Below are 15,262 nucleotides of genomic sequence, written 5' to 3'. Positions count from 1 at the left end.
GCGGCGACATTCAACTCGCGGGACAGGTCCTCCATCGAGTAGTCGGCCATGGAGACCCGATTGGCATTGAAGGTGTTGGTCTCCAGAATATCGGCGCCGGCGCTAAGATACGCGGCATGGATCTCCCGAATGACGTCGGGGCGCGTCAGAACCAGCAGGTCGTTGTTACCCTTGAGGTCACAGGGCCAGTCTGCGAACCGCTCGCCGCGGAAATCCGCCTCCTCGAGCCGGTAGCGCTGGATCATGGTTCCCATGGCGCCATCGAGCACGAGAATTCGCTCGGCAAGGGCCGCCGTGAGCAGATCGGTTGAATGGTTGAGGTGCACGATGGATTCCGTCCTGAGTCTTGCGATTGAGCCGCCCACCCGCAGGGTGCCGAGGAATTCTAACAGGGTGTCTGAAAAGTCTCAGGCGCACCCGAACGGCCGGGCCTGGCGATGAGCGGGGCCGGCTCGATGAGGTTCTTCCAGACACCCGGGTTCGAATGCGGTTATTACACCGAACGCGAGGCGTCGAATATCGTCGTGGACCCCGCAGCAAGGTTGACGCCACGGCTCTACGGAGAGTTGCTCGACTTCGGCTTCCGGCGCAGCGGCGACCATGTCTACCGGCCCCGCTGCGCCGGCTGTGACGCCTGCGTCCCGACACGCGTCCCGGTCAACGAATTCGTCCCCTCCCGCAGCCAGCGGAGAAACCTTCGGCTCAACGCCGGGTTGACGGTAATCCCAAAGGCCGCCCGCTTTGAAGACGAGCACTTTTCACTGTACCGCATCTACCAGCGCTCCCGGCATCCGGGGGGCAGCATGGACAACCCGTCACCGCAAGACTATCGCAGATACCTGTTCTGCGACTGGGCCGAAACCCTGCTTGTAGAATTCCGCGACGGGGAACACCTGGCCGGTGTCGCTGCATGCGACCTGGTTCCGCGCGGGATTTCGGCGGTCTACACCTGGTTCGACCCGGCCGAGTCAAGGCGCGGCATCGGCACCCTGGCCATACTCTGGCAGATCGAGCAGGCCAGGCGCGGGGGACAACCATGGGCATACCTCGGATACTGGATTCCCGGTCACGACAAGATGGACTACAAGCGGCGATTCCGACCCATCGAGGGATTTCGGGACAACCGCTGGCGGCGCATCGAACCCAGGTGACACTCACGGGGTCCCCGGCAGGAGGGAATGGCTTCGGTGCGGAACCGGCTGTGGCATACTCCCCGCCCCGGCGGGACCCGATACCATGTATCCGGTCTTCGGCCCGCAGGCGAAACGGATCGCGGCGGCTCTTGGCAGCCTCGACCTACCCGTAGAGGTCCTGACGGACCCCGATGCCCTTCTCTTCGAACTGGCACGCGAAACGGCCTCGGGCTAGGCAGAATGGCGCTTTCATCGCGGAACTGCGTGGAATTTGAAGGCGCCCAGTCTACCTACCATTGGCGCTAACCCGATCTCCCCTGCGGATCTTTGGCCTCGAGCATCATCCGGAACCAGGACCAGTCGAACCACGGACCGGGATCGGTCTTCCTGCCGGGGGCGATGTGCTCGTGTCCCCGGATCCGATCGCGGTCCAGTGTCGGATAGGCGCGCAGCAGTGCCTGGATGGCTGCTGCCAGGGACGCATACTGCCGCGGGTCGAACGGCGCATCGTCGGCGCCCTCCAGTTCGATACCGATCGAAAAGTCGTTGCAGGCCTCCCGACCACAGTAGGACGACACCCCGGCATGCCAGGCGCGCCGATGAAACGGCACGAACTGGATCGGGTTTCCGCCGCGATCGAGGAACAGGTGGGCGGACACCCGCAGTCCGGCGATGCCGGCGAAGTACGGATGCCTGTCCGGGTCGAGTGCGTTGGTGAACAGCGACTCGATCCAGAACCCGCCAAACTCTCCCGGCGGCAGGCTGATATTGTGAACGACGATCAGCTCCGGGACCGAGCCGGACGGCCGCTCGTCACAATTCGGGGATGCAACCTGGCGGGCCACATCGAGCAGCCCCCTTTCTGGATCGACATACACCTGATGTTCTTTCCCTGGAGCTGAGAAGGATTCAGCGTCACGGCGCGGACTTCCATGGGGAGAGTCGCCCCACGACCACCATCTTATGCCAGATCGGCCGCGCCATGCGAGTACATCGATGACGCGGACTGGTTACAATACGCGGCCCCATGCGAACCGACGACGCACTCAATCCCCGCCAGCGAGAAGCGGTCACGCATCTCGGCACGCCCCTGCTGGTCCTGGCCGGCGCGGGTAGCGGAAAGACGCGCGTCATCACACGCAAGATCGCGTGGCTGATCCAGGAATGCGGCTTCAGACCCGGTTCCGTGTTCGCCGTCACGTTCACCAACAAGGCCGCCAGGCAGATGCGTGATCGGGTGATGCAACTGCTCGGGCGCGAGCGGACACGCGGCCTGACGGTATCCACCTTTCATGCCTTCGGTCTCGCGTTTCTGCACAGCGAGTCGTCAGCTTCGGGCTTGCGCCCCGGCATCTCCATCCTCGACGCCCGGGACAGCGAGAACCTTATGGGGGAGCTGATTGAAACCCGCGCCGATGCCGGCGCCGTCGCGGCAGCACGCTCCGCCATCGGCGCGTGGAAGAACGCGTCGGTCTCCCCGGAGGCCGCCGCGGGAAGTGCCGAAGACGAGATCACCGCCCTGCACGCCCGGCTCTACGCGCGCTACCAGCGCCAGCTCAGGGCATACAACGCGGTCGATTTCGACGATCTCGTCAACCTGCCCGCCGAGATCCTCAACCGGGACGATGCCGTACGGGAACGCTGGCAGGGGCGGGTGAGGCACCTACTGATCGACGAGTATCAGGACACGAACGGTTCACAATATGAATTGATGCGCCTGCTCGTCGGCCGGGGGAACGGCCTGACCGTGGTCGGTGACGATGACCAGTCCATCTACGCCTGGAGGGGTGCGCGACCGGAGAATCTCGCCCACCTGAGCCGGGATTTCCCGTCGCTGGCTGTGGTAAAGCTGGAGCAGAACTACCGGTCGACCGACCGAATCCTGCAATCCGCGAACTGTCTCATCGCGGCGAATCCGCATCTGTTCGCTAAACGGCTCTGGAGCGACCAGGGACCGGGCGACCCGTTGCGGGTCCTGACGTGCAGGGACCCCGACCACGAGGCCAACCGGATCGTCTCGGACATCATCCGCCTGAAATTCCGTCACCGGGACCGATATCGCGACTACGCCGTGCTCTATCGGGGCAATTATCAATCCCGCCCACTGGAACGGGCCCTGCGGGAGAGCAACGTCCCCTACCGGGTCAGCGGCGGCACCTCGTTCTTCGAGCGCACCGAGATCAAGGACATCCTTGCCTACCTCAGGCTGCTCGCCAATCCAGACGACACCCCGGCATTTCTGCGCGTCGTCAATATACCGAGGCGACAAATCGGCGCGTCGACGCTGGAGAAGACGGCACACTATGCCGGGGAACGAGGTGTCTCGATACTCGACGCCTGCAGCGAAGTGGGACTGGCAAACAGCCTTCCGGAACAGGCCCGGACACGCCTCTCGCGCTTCGCCGACTGGGTCACCGAGTCCGCGCGGCAGGCCTCCGGCAGGGATCCCTCGCGCGTCGCCCGGGACGTGGTGGATCGACTCGGCTACCTGGACTGGCTGAGGGACACCTCGGCCAGCACTGCAGCGGCGGAAAGCCGTTGCGCGAACGTCGCGGAGCTGCTGGAATGGCTGCAACGGATCGTGCGGCGGGATCCGGAAACGGCCACCCTGGAGGGGTTGGTGTCCCACGTGGCATTGATGGATCTGCTCGACCGCAACGACGATGGAAAGGAGCGGGATGCGGTGCAGCTCATGACGCTGCATGCCGCCAAGGGGCTCGAGTTTCCCCACGTATGGCTCGCCGGGATGGAAGAAAACCTGCTGCCCCACCACGGCAATCTGGAAGGAGCCGGATTGGAAGAAGAACGAAGACTGGCGTACGTGGGCATCACGCGTGCCCGAAAGAACCTGACCTTGACCTGGGCGGCGGCGCGTTCCAGGCAGGGCGAGCGGGTCGAAAGCGAACCGAGCCGATTCCTATCCGAACTTCCGGAATCCCACCTGAATTGGGAACGCCGCCCGTCGTCGCCCGACAGCGCCGAGGCCAGGGAAGCCGCAAAGGCCCACCTTGCCAATCTGAAGGAGATGCTGGGGATGTGAGCGGCGCCTGCTGGCAGGCGGGCACCGGTACTACTTGCGATATCCTCTGGCGCCGAAGCGACCGGGCCGCTTGCGCCCGGAGTTCAGCTTCAGCAGGCGCAGGGGCTTCGGTTTGGCCACCCCGTAGCCCTGCGCATAGTCCACCGCCAGACGTCTCAGTTCCCGGACGATGCCCTCGCTTTCGGCATATTCGGCGATGGTCCGCAATCCCATCGACTGGCCCACCTCATTGATCGCCGAGACCATCGTCAGATCGACGGGGTCGGTCAGCATATCCCGCACGAAACCCCCGTCGATCTTCAGGTAGTCTACCGGCAAGGACTTAAGGTAGGCGAACGAACTCAGTCCGCTGCCGAAGTCGTCCAGCGAAAATTTGCAGCCAAACTCCTTGAGCTGCGCCATGAACTCCGTGGCCGTGCTCAGGTTGGCGATCGCGGCCGTCTCGGTGATCTCGAAACAGATCGACGGCGGAGGGATCTTCTTCTCGCGGAACTGCGCGCGCACGAACGCCAGGAATTCCTTGTCGCTCAGGGTCGTCCCCGAGAGGTTGATGACACATTGTGCGTTCATCCCCATGGCGTGCCGGTGGTACCACTCGAAGGTCGTCCGCACGACCCAGCGGTCGACCGCGGGCATCAGGTTGTATCGCTCGGCGGCCGGAAGAAAGTCGTCCGGCCGGATCAGACCGCCGTTCTCGTCGAGCATGCGCACCAGTATCTCGATGTGCAGGCCTGCGCTAGGGGCGTGTCCCAGCGGTCGGATCTCCTGAAAATAGAGTTCCAGGCGGTCCTCCTCCAGCGCCCTCGTGATCTGCGAGACCCGCTTGATCTCGTCGTGGCGACGGGACATCTCCTCGTCGCTCTCCTCGTAGACGTGGATCCGGTTCCGACCCATGTCTTTCGCCGCATAGCACGCCACGTCCGCCTGGCTCAGCACCGTGGCAATATCGATACTCTGCTCGTCGATGGACACGATACCGATACTGACGCCGATCTCGAAGGTCCTGTCCTCCCACACGAACCGATGTTCCCTGACCAGGGCGCGGATCTTGTTGGCGATCCGACTCCCCTCTTCCAGCGAGCAGCCCTCGAGCAGCACCCCGAACTCGTCACCGCCCAGGCGCGCCAGGGTGTCGGACCCGCGAAGCTGTCCCTGCAACATACCGGATAGCTGTCTCAGGAGTTCGTCGCCGGCGACGTGACCGCAGGTGTCATTGACGATCTTGAACTGATCGAGATCGAGGTACATGCAGATGTGTTGCTTGTACTCCTCCCGAGCCGTCAGCAACCCGTGGTCGAGACGCAACTCGAACTCGCGCCGGTTGATCAGTCCGGTCAATGCATCGTGACTCGCGTGGTACTCCAGTTGCCTGGCCATGGAGCGGGTCTCGGACATGTCGTGAAACACGATCGTCGCGCCCACGGGTTCCTTATCCTGGTCCGGCCGGATCGCCGCCACGGTCTGCCGGATCGGCAGGGACCCGCCATCCTTTCTGTGCAGGACCAGGTGGCTGCTCTTGATCCATGGACCCTCGGGCGTGAGGCAGCTCTCAAGGGGGTTGTCGATCGCGGCACCGCTGCTCTCGTCGCTGACCTGGTAGATCAGGCCGACCGGCCGGGAACGTGCGTCCGCCTGATTCCAGCCGGTGAGGTCCTCGGCGACCGGATTCATACTCACGACGGAGCCGTTCGGATCCGTCGTGAGGACGGCGTCACCGATCGAATGCAGCGTCACCTGGGCGCGTTCCTTCTCCCTGGCAAGGGCCTGCTCGGTTTCCTTGACACCGGTGATATCCAGCAGATACCCGTCGAAATGGGAGACGTCACCGGTCCCGTCAAACTGTGGCACGTAATAACAATGGACCCAGTATTCCTTCCCGTTCTCCAGCGAGAGGCGATAGTCCACCTCGCTGAACGGCCCCCCGCTGCGTGCAAACGCCCGGGTCATCGTCCGGGCCACCGGACCACGATCATCGGGATGGATCAGTTCCTGCAGGGTGACCGCCTCCTCGACGAGGGTCTCGAAACTGAGTCCGAACTGGATGACGTTGGGGCTGATGGACTCGATGGGCCACCCGTCGCTGGCCCTGCAGCGAAACGCCACCACCGGCCCGCCGAGAAACAACTGCCGCTCGCGACGCAGCACGCTCTCGGCCCGCTTGCGCTCGAGCATCTCCGCTCGGATCTCCTCATTGCGCTTGCCGAGGGTCTCGGCGAGGTCCTTGTTCCGCAAACGAATCATGATGAGCGCCCGGATGGCCCGGTTGTACCGGTAGGCCACGACCAGGTAGAAGCCGGACAGCAGGGCGACGACGAGCCCGAAAACGGTGTGCTCATACGATCCCTGAACGAGGGGCCAGCCCGCGATGACCCCGATGATCGGCAGCGAGAAGGCCAGGAACACGGGATAGATCACGGCGTTGGACGCAATCGCGCCGGCCATGATCCCGGTGAGCACGACGTACATCATGACCAGCTTGAGTTCTGGCCATTGCGGGTCCAGCACCAGACCGACCGACGCCCACAGCAGCCCGGCGAGCGCGGCACCGGCGAGGTAGGCGTAGACCCAGTGCCTGAGGTTCTCCAGCCCGGTCTCCTCACGGCGTCTGAACCGGGCTATCATCGTAAGGCGCGCGAGGGTGAGGATCACGTGCGCGGCGATCCACGCAGCCATCCACGCGGTGTCGACCACGCCCCGCAGCGCTGCCGCCAAGACCATGACGACCATCAGGCCGATCACCATTGCCGTGGCGCCCTGGCTGCACAGAAGCTCCATGCGCTCCCTGTCCACGGCCCGCATGCCGGCCGCGCTCAGGGAGGGCCTCTTGGCACCCCCGTCAATGGGTAACAGGGAATTTGTCAGCATTGGGTTTCGAGACGCGGGAAGGACCCCATCCAGCGAATATTAACCCAAAAAAAAGGAAGCCTCGCTTTTGGCGAGGCTTCCCCCTACAACAAAGGCGTTCGGACTGCGCCTTCCCGGCGCTACATCACATCATGCCGCCCATGCCACCCATGCCGCCCATGTCACCGCCACCGCCCGGCATCGGCTCGTCCCTCTTGGGGAGCTCCGCCACCATGGCCTGGGTGGTGATCATGAGACCGGCAACCGAAGCGGCGTTCTGCAGCGCGGTCCGGGTCACCTTGGTCGGATCGAGGATGCCCATCTCGATCATCTCGCCGTACTCCTCGGTCGCGGCGTTGTAACCGAAGTTGGCTTCACCCTCTTCCACCTTCGAGAGGATGACCGAGGGTTCCTGTCCGGCATTGGCGACGATCTGGCGCAGGGGTTCTTCCAAGGCACGACGGGCGATATTGATGCCGACGTCCTGGTCATGGTTGTCACCCTTGAGATCGGCGATACCGGCGCGGGCGCGGATCAGCGCGACACCGCCGCCCGGTACCACGCCCTCTTCGACGGCTGCGCGGGTGGCGTGCAGGGCATCTTCGACGCGGGCCTTCTTCTCCTTCATCTCGACCTCGGTGGCGGCACCGACCTTGATGACGGCAACGCCGCCGGCCAGCTTCGCCATCCGCTCCTGGAGCTTCTCCTTGTCGTAGTCGGAGGAGGCCTCTTCGATCTGCGCGCGGATCTGCTCGACGCGACCCTTGATGTCCTCGGCGCGACCCGCACCGTCGACGATGGTCGTGTTCTCCTTCGTGATACTGATCCGCTTGGCGGTTCCCAGGTCATCCAGGGTGGCCTTCTCCAGGGACAGACCGACCTCTTCGGAGATCACGTTCGCGCCGGTGATAATGGCGATGTCCTGCAACATGGCCTTGCGACGATCGCCGAAGCCGGGGGCCTTGACGGCGGCGACCTTGACGATACCGCGGATGGTGTTGACCACCAGGGTGGCCAATGCCTCGCCCTCGACGTCCTCGGCGATGATCAGCAGGGGCTTGCCAGCCTTGGCCACGCCTTCCAGGACGGGGAGGAGATCGCGGACGTTGGACACCTTCTTGTCGTGCAGGAGGATATAGGGATCCTCCAGCTCGGCGCTCATCTTCTCCTGGTTATTGACGAAATAGGGCGAGAGATAGCCGCGATCGAACTGCATGCCCTCGACCACGTCGAGTTCGTTGTCCAGTGCGGAACCTTCCTCGACCGTGATCACGCCTTCCTTGCCGACCTTGTCCATCGCATCGGAGATGATCTGCCCGATGGCCTCGTCCGAGTTGGCGGAAATGGCACCCACCTGGGAGATCGCCTTGCTGTCCGTGCAGGGCTTGGACAGGCTCTTGAGTTCCTCCACCACGCCGGCGACGGCCTTGTCGACACCGCGCTTGAGGTCCATGGGATTCATCCCGGCAGCCACGGCCTTGATGCCCTCGCGGAAGATAGCCTGGGCCAGGACGGTCGCCGTCGTCGTGCCGTCGCCGGCAATGTCCGAGGTGTGGGAGGCCACCTCCTTCACCATCTGCGCACCCATGTTCTCGAACTTGTCTTCCAGCTCGATATCTTTGGCGACTGACACGCCGTCCTTGGTTACCGTCGGCGCACCAAAGGACTTGTCCAGGACCACGTTGCGACCCTTGGGTCCGAGGGTGGCCTTAACGGCGTTCGCCAATACGTTAATACCGGCCATCATGGCCCGGCGCGCTTCCTCATCGAATCGAACTTCTTTTGCAGCCATGTTGCTGTACCTTCTCTTGTGCTTGAATCTGAATTCTGCGTTCGGCAGCCGCGGGCCCCGGATATCACCCGGCCTCGCGGGCCAACGCCCTTGAGGGCATCACGGTCGATCAGGCCTCGATCACCGCCATGATGTCGTCTTCGCGCATGACGAGGACTTCCTCGCCCTCGACCTTGACCTCCGTCCCGGAGTACTTGCCGAACAGGACCTTGTCGCCTTCCTTGACGTCCAGTGCGCGCACCGAACCGCTGTCGGTGATCTTGCCGTTGCCGACGGCGATCACCTCACCCTTGACCGGCTTCTCCGCGGCGCTATCCGGAATGACGATACCGCCGGGACTGGTTTTCTCCTCTTCCATTCGCTTGAGTACGACACGATCGTGCAATGGACGAATCTTCATCGGGAATGACCTCCTTCTCTGTTTGGAAGTAATGATGGTTTTGTTACCGCACGAGGGGTGTTTGTTAGCACTCCCATGGAGCGAGTGCTAACAAATATAGTGGCGAAACTTCGAAAGTCAAGGCTGCCACTCAATGTTTCTCGCGCAGTACCTCGTATTCACCCTCTATCACGCGGCCGCCCGCCCTCTGGCCAGCAGGCCCGGCGCCTCGGGAAGACCTCGCCAGGATGCGCACCACCAACCGGGAGAGCATGAACCTGCGCGTCGGGGGCAGGAGACACATCAGTCCGATCGCATCGGTGACGAACCCGGGGGTCAGCAACATGGCTCCGCCGACGAGCAACACCGCACCCTCGAGCAGGGTTTCCGCCGGCAACACCCCGCGGTCCATCTCCTCCTTCAGACGTGCAATCGTCGCAAGACCCTGCCTGCGGAGCAGCCAGGCACCCGCCACGGCCGTCGCGACGACCAGGCCCACAGTGGGCAGGGCCCCGATCAGGCCGCCCACCTGAATCAGGATGAGAATCTCCACGAGCGGGAGAATGACGAACAGGGCAAGCAGTGTAAGATTCGTTTTCATGCCCTTCACCTTGATCGATTGACGATGCTGACCGAAACGGCGATATGGGGGCATGCCGGATCGGATTCAAGGGGCTCCATTAAACGATGCGGGTACCGCGACGCACGATCGAGGAAAATCATTCCCGGAGAACCGCCTCCAGGTAGCCCATCCATAAGGTTCGTTTATAGAAAACGAAGCAATACCTATTTGGTTTTTTTAGGGTTTCCGCTTACTGTTCCTTGCCCGCGGCAGGGCATCGCGTGTCCGGTTCGGAGCCGGTGACCAGGCTTCCGCCGGACGGAAATGGCCCGGGCGGCCATTTCGGGTACGGTGCACTGCGATTGATTCTCCGCGTCACAGGATTCAATCCGCTGGCTTGCCGGCGAATCGACACCCTAGAGAATTTACTGCAAAGACCAACGAAAGGAACGTCAGCGATGCCAACCTACGTACGTACGGACAAGTGCGACGGCTGCAAGGGTCAGGACAAGGCCGCCTGTATGTATATCTGCCCGCACGATCTGATGAAGCTGGACGAGGACGGCTCCGAGACCGGCCATGCGATGAAGGCCTGGAACCAGGAACCGGAGCAGTGCTGGGAGTGCTATTCCTGCGTCAAGATCTGCCCCCAGCAGGCCATCGAGTGTCGTCACTACGCGGACGTCGTGCCCATGGGCGCCTCCGTACAGCCGCTGCGCGGCACGGATTCCATCCTGTGGACCATCAAGTTCCGTAACGGCAACATGAAGCGTTTCAAGTTCCGGATCCGTACGACTCCCGAGGGTTCCGCAGATCCCTATGGTAGCGAGAACGACGCCGACCTGGCGGAGATCAAAGATCACAGCACCCTGTTCACCAAGGCCACCCACAGCTGCGACATGAGTCAGTTCGCCGCCCGCTGATCCTTCCCGAAATCCTGGCATGCCGTTCGCCGCAAAGGCGGGCGAAAGTCCGGCCCGTGTCTTTGTTTGGGGTCCGGCAGCGAATGGTATCTTGCATTTGCAGGGCTTCCAAAAGCCAAATGCGCACAGGGCCCTATGAGTTCGGGACACGCATCAAAGAGGAACTGATTCGATGAGTGAGTACAGTTTTGGCAACCCCGAGGTGGTCGAGGAAGAGGTCGATATCCTTCTGATCGGTGGCGGCATGGCATGTTGCGGCGCCGCATTCGAGATCATGAAGTGGATCGACGCCGCCAGGGCACAGGGCACCGACATCAAGGTCAGACTGGTCGACAAGGCCGCACTGGATCGGTCCGGTGCCGTCGCCCAGGGCCTCTCCGCCATCAACACCTACATGGGCGAGAACGACCCCGCCGATTACGTGCGTTACGTCCGCGGCGACTTGATGGGCATCACCCGAGAGGACCTGGTCTACGACACGGGCCGCCACGTCGACGACTCCGTTCACAACTTCGAGAAATGGGGCCTGCCCATCTGGAAACAGCCGGGCGACGAAGGCAGGAGCCTGGTCGAGGGCGGCAAACCCGTGCATTCCGGTCGCTGGCAGATCATGATCAACGGCGAGTCCTACAAGTGGATCGTCGCCGAGGCCGCCAAGAAGGCACTGGGCACCGAAAACATCCAGGAGCACGTCTTCATCGTCCGTCTGGAGACGGACAAGAACGACTCGGGCCGCGTCGCGGGTGCTGCCGGTTTCTCGGTCCGCGAAGACAAGATCCACGTCTACAAGTTCAAGGCCTGCCTGCTAGCGGCCGGTGGCGCGGTCAACGTCTTCCGTCCCCGCTCCGTCGGTGAGGGCACCGGGCGCGCCTGGTACCCGGTCTGGAACTCCGGTTCCACCTACACCATGGCCGCCGAATGCGGTGCCGAGCTGACCCTGATGGAGAACCGCTTCGTGCCCGCCCGCTTCAAGGACGGTTACGGCCCGGTCGGTGCCTGGTTCCTGCTGTTCAAGGCCAAGTCCATGAACGCCTTCGGCGAGGACTACCAGGAGAAGAACTACGACGACCTGGCGGTCTACGGCTACGACAAGTACGCCGTCGGCTTCAAGATGGGCACCTGCCTGCGTAACCATCTGATGATGAAGGAAATGAAGGAAGGCCGCGGCCCGATCTTCATAGACACCCCGACCGCCATGGCCAAGCTGGCGGAGAACATGACGCCGAAGGAGATCAAGCACCTCGAGGCGGAGGCCTGGGAGGACTTCCTCGACATGACCATCGCTCAGTGCGGCGTGTGGGCCGGCGAGAACATCGAACCCGACAAGGAGATGTCCGAGCTGATGCCGACCGAGCCCTACCTGCTGGGGTCGCACGCCGGTTGCGCGGGACTCTGGGTCTCCGGTCCCGAGGACCTGCCCGGCACCCCCGACCACTATCACTGGGGCTACAACCGCATGACAACGGTCCGCGGTCTGTTCACCGCCGGTGACGGTGTGGGGGCCTCCGGGCACAAGTTCTCCTCCGGTTCCTACACCGAGGGCCGCATCGCAGCCAAGGCGATGGTTAAGTTCGTGCTCGACAACCCGGACATCAAGCCGGCACTGGCCCGCAGCGTCGACGAGATCTTCGAGGAGATCTACAGGCCGGTCAGGAACTTCCTGGAGCACAAGGACTACACCACGGACATCGACGTGAATCCACACTACATCGCGCCGAAGATGTTTCAGTTCCGCCTGCAGAAGATCATGGACGAGTACGTCGCAGGTATCTCCGTCATGTACCAGACCAACGCCCACATGCTCAAGGTGGCCGAGCGCAAGCTGGAGATGCTGCGCGAGGACTCCGAGAAGATGCGCGCCAAGGATCTGCACGAGCTGCTGCGTGCCTGGGAGAACTACCACCGCCTGATCGCGGCATTCGCCCACATGAAGCACATCCAGTTCCGCGAGGAGTCCCGCTACCCCGGTTACTACTACCGGGCGGATTTCATGCAGGTAGACGACGAGAACTGGAAGTGCTTCGTCAACTCCACCTTCGATCGCCGCACCGGCGAATGGAAGATGAAGAAGGTCCATTGGATCCCCCTGATCGTCAAGTCCGACAACGAGCCGGAAGGCATTGGGAACCCCGGCTCCCGGGTGTGATCCCACTGTCCCAAGGCACGTCAAGCGACCGGGCATCCCGCGGGATGCCCGGCCTTTTCTATCCCGCCTCGCCAGAGGGACCGTTCAATGGACGAATTCGACGACATCCGGGAGCGGATCCCCTTCGAGAGTCCCGTCAAACCAACCCAGCTCACCCTGGAGAGCGAATTCCAGTTCAACTGTCACCCGGGGATCGGCTGTTTCAACGCGTGCTGCAAGAACATCGATATCGTGCTGACGCCGTACGACATCGTGCGCCTCAAGCGCCGGATGGATCTGGAAGCCGGCGAGTTCGTCGCGCGTTACACCACACCATTCGAGATGAACTCCGATGGACTTCCGGGTCTGAAGCTCGCGACCCAGCCGAAATCGAGCGCCTGCGTCTTCCTGACGAGAGAGGGATGCTCGGTCTACGAGGATCGGCCCGCGGCCTGCCGCTACTACGCCCTGGGCAACTTGGGCGTGCGGAGCAAGGGCGCCTCCTCGGTCGAAGAGGTGTACTTCGTCGTCAAGGAACCGCATTGCAAGGGACACGAAGAACCGGTGACCCAGACGGTCCGCGACTACCGGGAGGCCCAGGGTGTCGATGCCTACGACGAGATGAATCGCGATTGGCGGGACATCATCATCAAGAAGCGATCGAGCGGCCCCACCGTCGGGGCACCCTCCGAGCGCAGCATGCAGTTGTTCGATATGTGCAGCTACGACATGGACAGTTTCCGCGAGTTCATCCAGTCCCCGGGGTTCCAGTCGATCTTCGACCTGGCGGATGACGAGATCCGCGCGCTGATCGATGACGAGGACAGGCTGCTGCAGTTCAGTTTCCGTTTCCTGAAGCAGGTACTTTTCGGCGAGTTCACCATTCCGCGCAGGGACAAGGCGCGCGAGCAGCGTATCGAGGCGCGGAAATCGGTATGGCAAAGCAGGAAGGAAACCGAGTCATCCAGCTTCAGGGAGAAACAGGAAGCGCTGAAATACACCGATACGAAGCAATTCACCGCGAACATGGATTCCGACGACGATGATGCGACGGCGGACAAGACTTGACCGCGCCATCGTCGCTCGAAGCCGAGTCACCGTGGGTATCGTATCGGACACGCACGCCTTCCTCGATCCCCGCGTCGCCGACCTGATCCGGGGTTGCGACCTCGCCGTGCACGCGGGCGATGTCTGTAGCGCCGGGGTTCTCGACGCATTACGACCGAAGACCCGCATCACCTTCGCCGTCGCCGGCAACAACGACAGCGCGGAGCGTCTGCCCGCACCTCAGGCCTATCTCGCCCGCCGCCTGCCCCGCGAAATCCACCTGAGACTGCCGGGAGGAACGCTGGCGGTCGAGCATGGCGATAGGCATGGCTTCGACCGTCCTTGCCACAGGTCGCTGCGACGTTTACATCGCGAAGCACGCGCGCTGGTCTACGGACATACGCACCGGGCGGTACTGGACCAGTCCGAAACCCCTTGGGTCATAAACCCCGGTGCGGCCGGCAAGGTCCGTACGCACGGAGGCCCATCCTGCGCGGTGCTCGTCGCAACCCGGAGATGCTGGTGGGTCCGACTGATACGCTTCAGGGGCACGGACCGTGGCGAAAGGCGCCGGGACAGGACCGACGTCACCCCACCGCGACGATGGCGGTATCAGGCGCCGCCCCGATTCGGGTCGTCGACGGCGTGTCGAGGGGGTTGAAAACGATGCTGGTGGCTCGCGCCGTCGCCGGCATCGGGTGAGCCGTGATGGTGCTTGTGCAGCAGGGAGGGCGCCAGGGCGGTTACGAGACCGAATGTCAGCACGGTCACACCGGCACCGCGCCGCACCCAACTGCTTCTCACCAGTCCGCCGAGCCACCGGGACGCGGCCCCCATGGCTAGCAACATGGGAAGGGTCCCGAGTCCGAAGGCCGTCATCAGCGACGCCCCCGAAACGCTGCCTCCGGAGGTGAGCGCCAGGACCAGCGCGGAGTAGACCAGGCCGCAGGGCAGCCATCCCCAGATCAGACCCAGAACGAGCGCCTGCCAGGGATGCCTGACGGGGATAAGCCCGCGTCCCAGCGGTTCGATGCGCCGCCACAACGCGCCGCCCGCCCGTTCCAGCGGTGCAAGGATCTGCGTCAGCCCGACCAGGTAGAGCCCGAGCGCGATCATGAAGCCACCGGCAATCCAGTGGCTGACCTCTCGCGCGTGCTCAAGGCTGACCAGGGAGTAGAATTGGGTTCCCACGAATCCCGCGATCAGACCGGCGGCCGCGTAGCTCGCGATCCGACCGGCGTTATACCCCAGCAGGTACCCCGCGGTTCGCAGCCCGGACGACTGCCCCCCTTCCCGACTGACACCGAAAGACAGTGCCCCCACGATTCCCCCGCACATGCCGATACAGTGCGCGGAACCGAGCAAGCCAACGAGGAACGCAGCGACGATACCGGTTTGTTCAATCACGCCCGTATAT

At 63.1% G+C, this 15,262-nt stretch carries 13 protein-coding genes; 6 read left to right on the top strand and 7 right to left on the bottom strand.

Translation table 11 applies throughout. The annotated features are described in order from the left end of the window. Positions 1 to 302: homocysteine S-methyltransferase family protein (locus LJE91_04750; GenBank protein MCG6868049.1), on the bottom strand; the 302-nt coding region annotated here is incomplete at its 3' end. A 135-nt stretch (positions 303 to 437) separates the two neighbouring features. Here LJE91_04750 and LJE91_04745 point away from each other — a divergent pair. Next, complete coding sequence (locus LJE91_04745) at positions 438 to 1,151, top strand: arginyltransferase (protein ID MCG6868048.1); 714 nt, start codon at positions 438 to 440, stop codon at positions 1,149 to 1,151. A gap of 284 nt (positions 1,152 to 1,435) precedes the next feature. On the opposite strand, the gene ampD is transcribed toward LJE91_04745, so the two are convergent. Continuing rightward, positions 1,436 to 2,011: a 1,6-anhydro-N-acetylmuramyl-L-alanine amidase AmpD gene (gene ampD, locus LJE91_04740; protein ID MCG6868047.1), complete on the bottom strand. Its 576-nt coding sequence runs from the start codon at positions 2,009 to 2,011 to the stop codon at positions 1,436 to 1,438. Positions 2,012 to 2,160: 149 nt separating this feature from the next. Between ampD and LJE91_04735 the strand changes: the two genes are divergently transcribed. Continuing rightward, a complete protein-coding gene (locus LJE91_04735; protein ID MCG6868046.1) occupies positions 2,161 to 4,173 on the top strand; it encodes a UvrD-helicase domain-containing protein in 2,013 nt (670 codons plus the stop codon). A 30-nt stretch (positions 4,174 to 4,203) separates the two neighbouring features. Here LJE91_04735 and LJE91_04730 read toward each other — a convergent pair whose 3' ends face one another. The 4 genes from LJE91_04730 to LJE91_04715 all read right to left on the bottom strand — a co-directional run bounded on the left by LJE91_04730 (position 4,204) and on the right by LJE91_04715 (position 9,789). Further along, a complete protein-coding gene (locus tag LJE91_04730; GenBank protein ID MCG6868045.1) occupies positions 4,204 to 7,038 on the bottom strand; it encodes an EAL domain-containing protein in 2,835 nt (944 codons plus the stop codon). Between the two features lie 124 nt (positions 7,039 to 7,162). Continuing rightward, on the bottom strand, positions 7,163 to 8,809 hold the full coding sequence (gene groL / locus LJE91_04725; GenBank protein ID MCG6868044.1) for a chaperonin GroEL: 1,647 nt from the start codon (positions 8,807 to 8,809) through the stop codon (positions 7,163 to 7,165). Between the two features lie 109 nt (positions 8,810 to 8,918). Then, positions 8,919 to 9,209, bottom strand: coding sequence for a co-chaperone GroES (gene groES, locus LJE91_04720; protein ID MCG6868043.1), 291 nt, complete (start codon positions 9,207 to 9,209; stop codon positions 8,919 to 8,921). Positions 9,210 to 9,339: 130 nt separating this feature from the next. Then, entirely contained in the window at positions 9,340 to 9,789 is a 450-nt protein-coding gene (locus LJE91_04715; GenBank protein ID MCG6868042.1) for an FxsA family protein, read from the bottom strand. Positions 9,790 to 10,208: 419 nt separating this feature from the next. On the opposite strand from LJE91_04715, the gene aprB reads away from it, so the two are divergent. The 4 genes from aprB (at position 10,209) to LJE91_04695 (ending at position 14,506) form a co-directional block, all read left to right on the top strand. Further along, positions 10,209 to 10,673 (top strand): adenylyl-sulfate reductase subunit beta, encoded by a 465-nt coding sequence (gene aprB, locus LJE91_04710; protein MCG6868041.1) that lies wholly within the window; start codon positions 10,209 to 10,211, stop codon positions 10,671 to 10,673. Between the two features lie 172 nt (positions 10,674 to 10,845). Continuing rightward, on the top strand, positions 10,846 to 12,819 hold the full coding sequence (gene aprA / locus LJE91_04705) for an adenylyl-sulfate reductase subunit alpha (GenBank protein ID MCG6868040.1): 1,974 nt from the start codon (positions 10,846 to 10,848) through the stop codon (positions 12,817 to 12,819). Between the two features lie 87 nt (positions 12,820 to 12,906). Next, the gene (locus LJE91_04700; protein MCG6868039.1) at positions 12,907 to 13,866 is read left to right on the top strand and encodes a YkgJ family cysteine cluster protein; all 960 of its coding nucleotides are present in this window, start codon (positions 12,907 to 12,909) and stop codon (positions 13,864 to 13,866) included. Positions 13,867 to 13,897: 31 nt separating this feature from the next. Continuing rightward, positions 13,898 to 14,506 (top strand): metallophosphatase family protein, encoded by a 609-nt coding sequence (locus LJE91_04695; GenBank protein MCG6868038.1) that lies wholly within the window; start codon positions 13,898 to 13,900, stop codon positions 14,504 to 14,506. Here LJE91_04695 and LJE91_04690 read toward each other — a convergent pair. Then, entirely contained in the window at positions 14,458 to 15,252 is a 795-nt protein-coding gene (locus tag LJE91_04690) for a sulfite exporter TauE/SafE family protein (GenBank protein MCG6868037.1), read from the bottom strand. The two genes, LJE91_04695 and LJE91_04690, sit on opposite strands and share 49 nt — an antisense overlap. Positions 15,253 to 15,262: the final 10 nt, after the last annotated feature.

The sequence above is a fragment of the Gammaproteobacteria bacterium genome (assembly GCA_022340215.1).
Lineage (GTDB): Bacteria > Pseudomonadota > Gammaproteobacteria > JAJDOJ01 > JAJDOJ01 > JAJDOJ01.
Note: the sequence above shows the minus strand (reverse complement) of the source record. Positions and strands in the feature narration are given on the sequence as shown.

Bases quoted from the DNA above. Each gene is read 5' to 3' on its own strand.
- LJE91_04730 (MCG6868045.1), bottom strand. From the start codon at position 7,038: ATGCTGACAAATTCCCTGTTACCCATTGACGGGGGTGCCAAGAGGCCC.
- LJE91_04735 (MCG6868046.1), top strand. From the start codon at position 2,161: ATGCGAACCGACGACGCACTCAATCCCCGCCAGCGAGAAGCGGTCACG.
- groES (MCG6868043.1), bottom strand. From the start codon at position 9,209: ATGAAGATTCGTCCATTGCACGATCGTGTCGTACTCAAGCGAATGGAA.
- LJE91_04700 (MCG6868039.1), top strand. From the start codon at position 12,907: ATGGACGAATTCGACGACATCCGGGAGCGGATCCCCTTCGAGAGTCCC.
- aprB (MCG6868041.1), top strand. From the start codon at position 10,209: ATGCCAACCTACGTACGTACGGACAAGTGCGACGGCTGCAAGGGTCAG.
- LJE91_04715 (MCG6868042.1), bottom strand. From the start codon at position 9,789: ATGAAAACGAATCTTACACTGCTTGCCCTGTTCGTCATTCTCCCGCTC.
- groL (MCG6868044.1), bottom strand. From the start codon at position 8,809: ATGGCTGCAAAAGAAGTTCGATTCGATGAGGAAGCGCGCCGGGCCATG.
- LJE91_04745 (MCG6868048.1), top strand. From the start codon at position 438: ATGAGCGGGGCCGGCTCGATGAGGTTCTTCCAGACACCCGGGTTCGAA.
- aprA (MCG6868040.1), top strand. From the start codon at position 10,846: ATGAGTGAGTACAGTTTTGGCAACCCCGAGGTGGTCGAGGAAGAGGTC.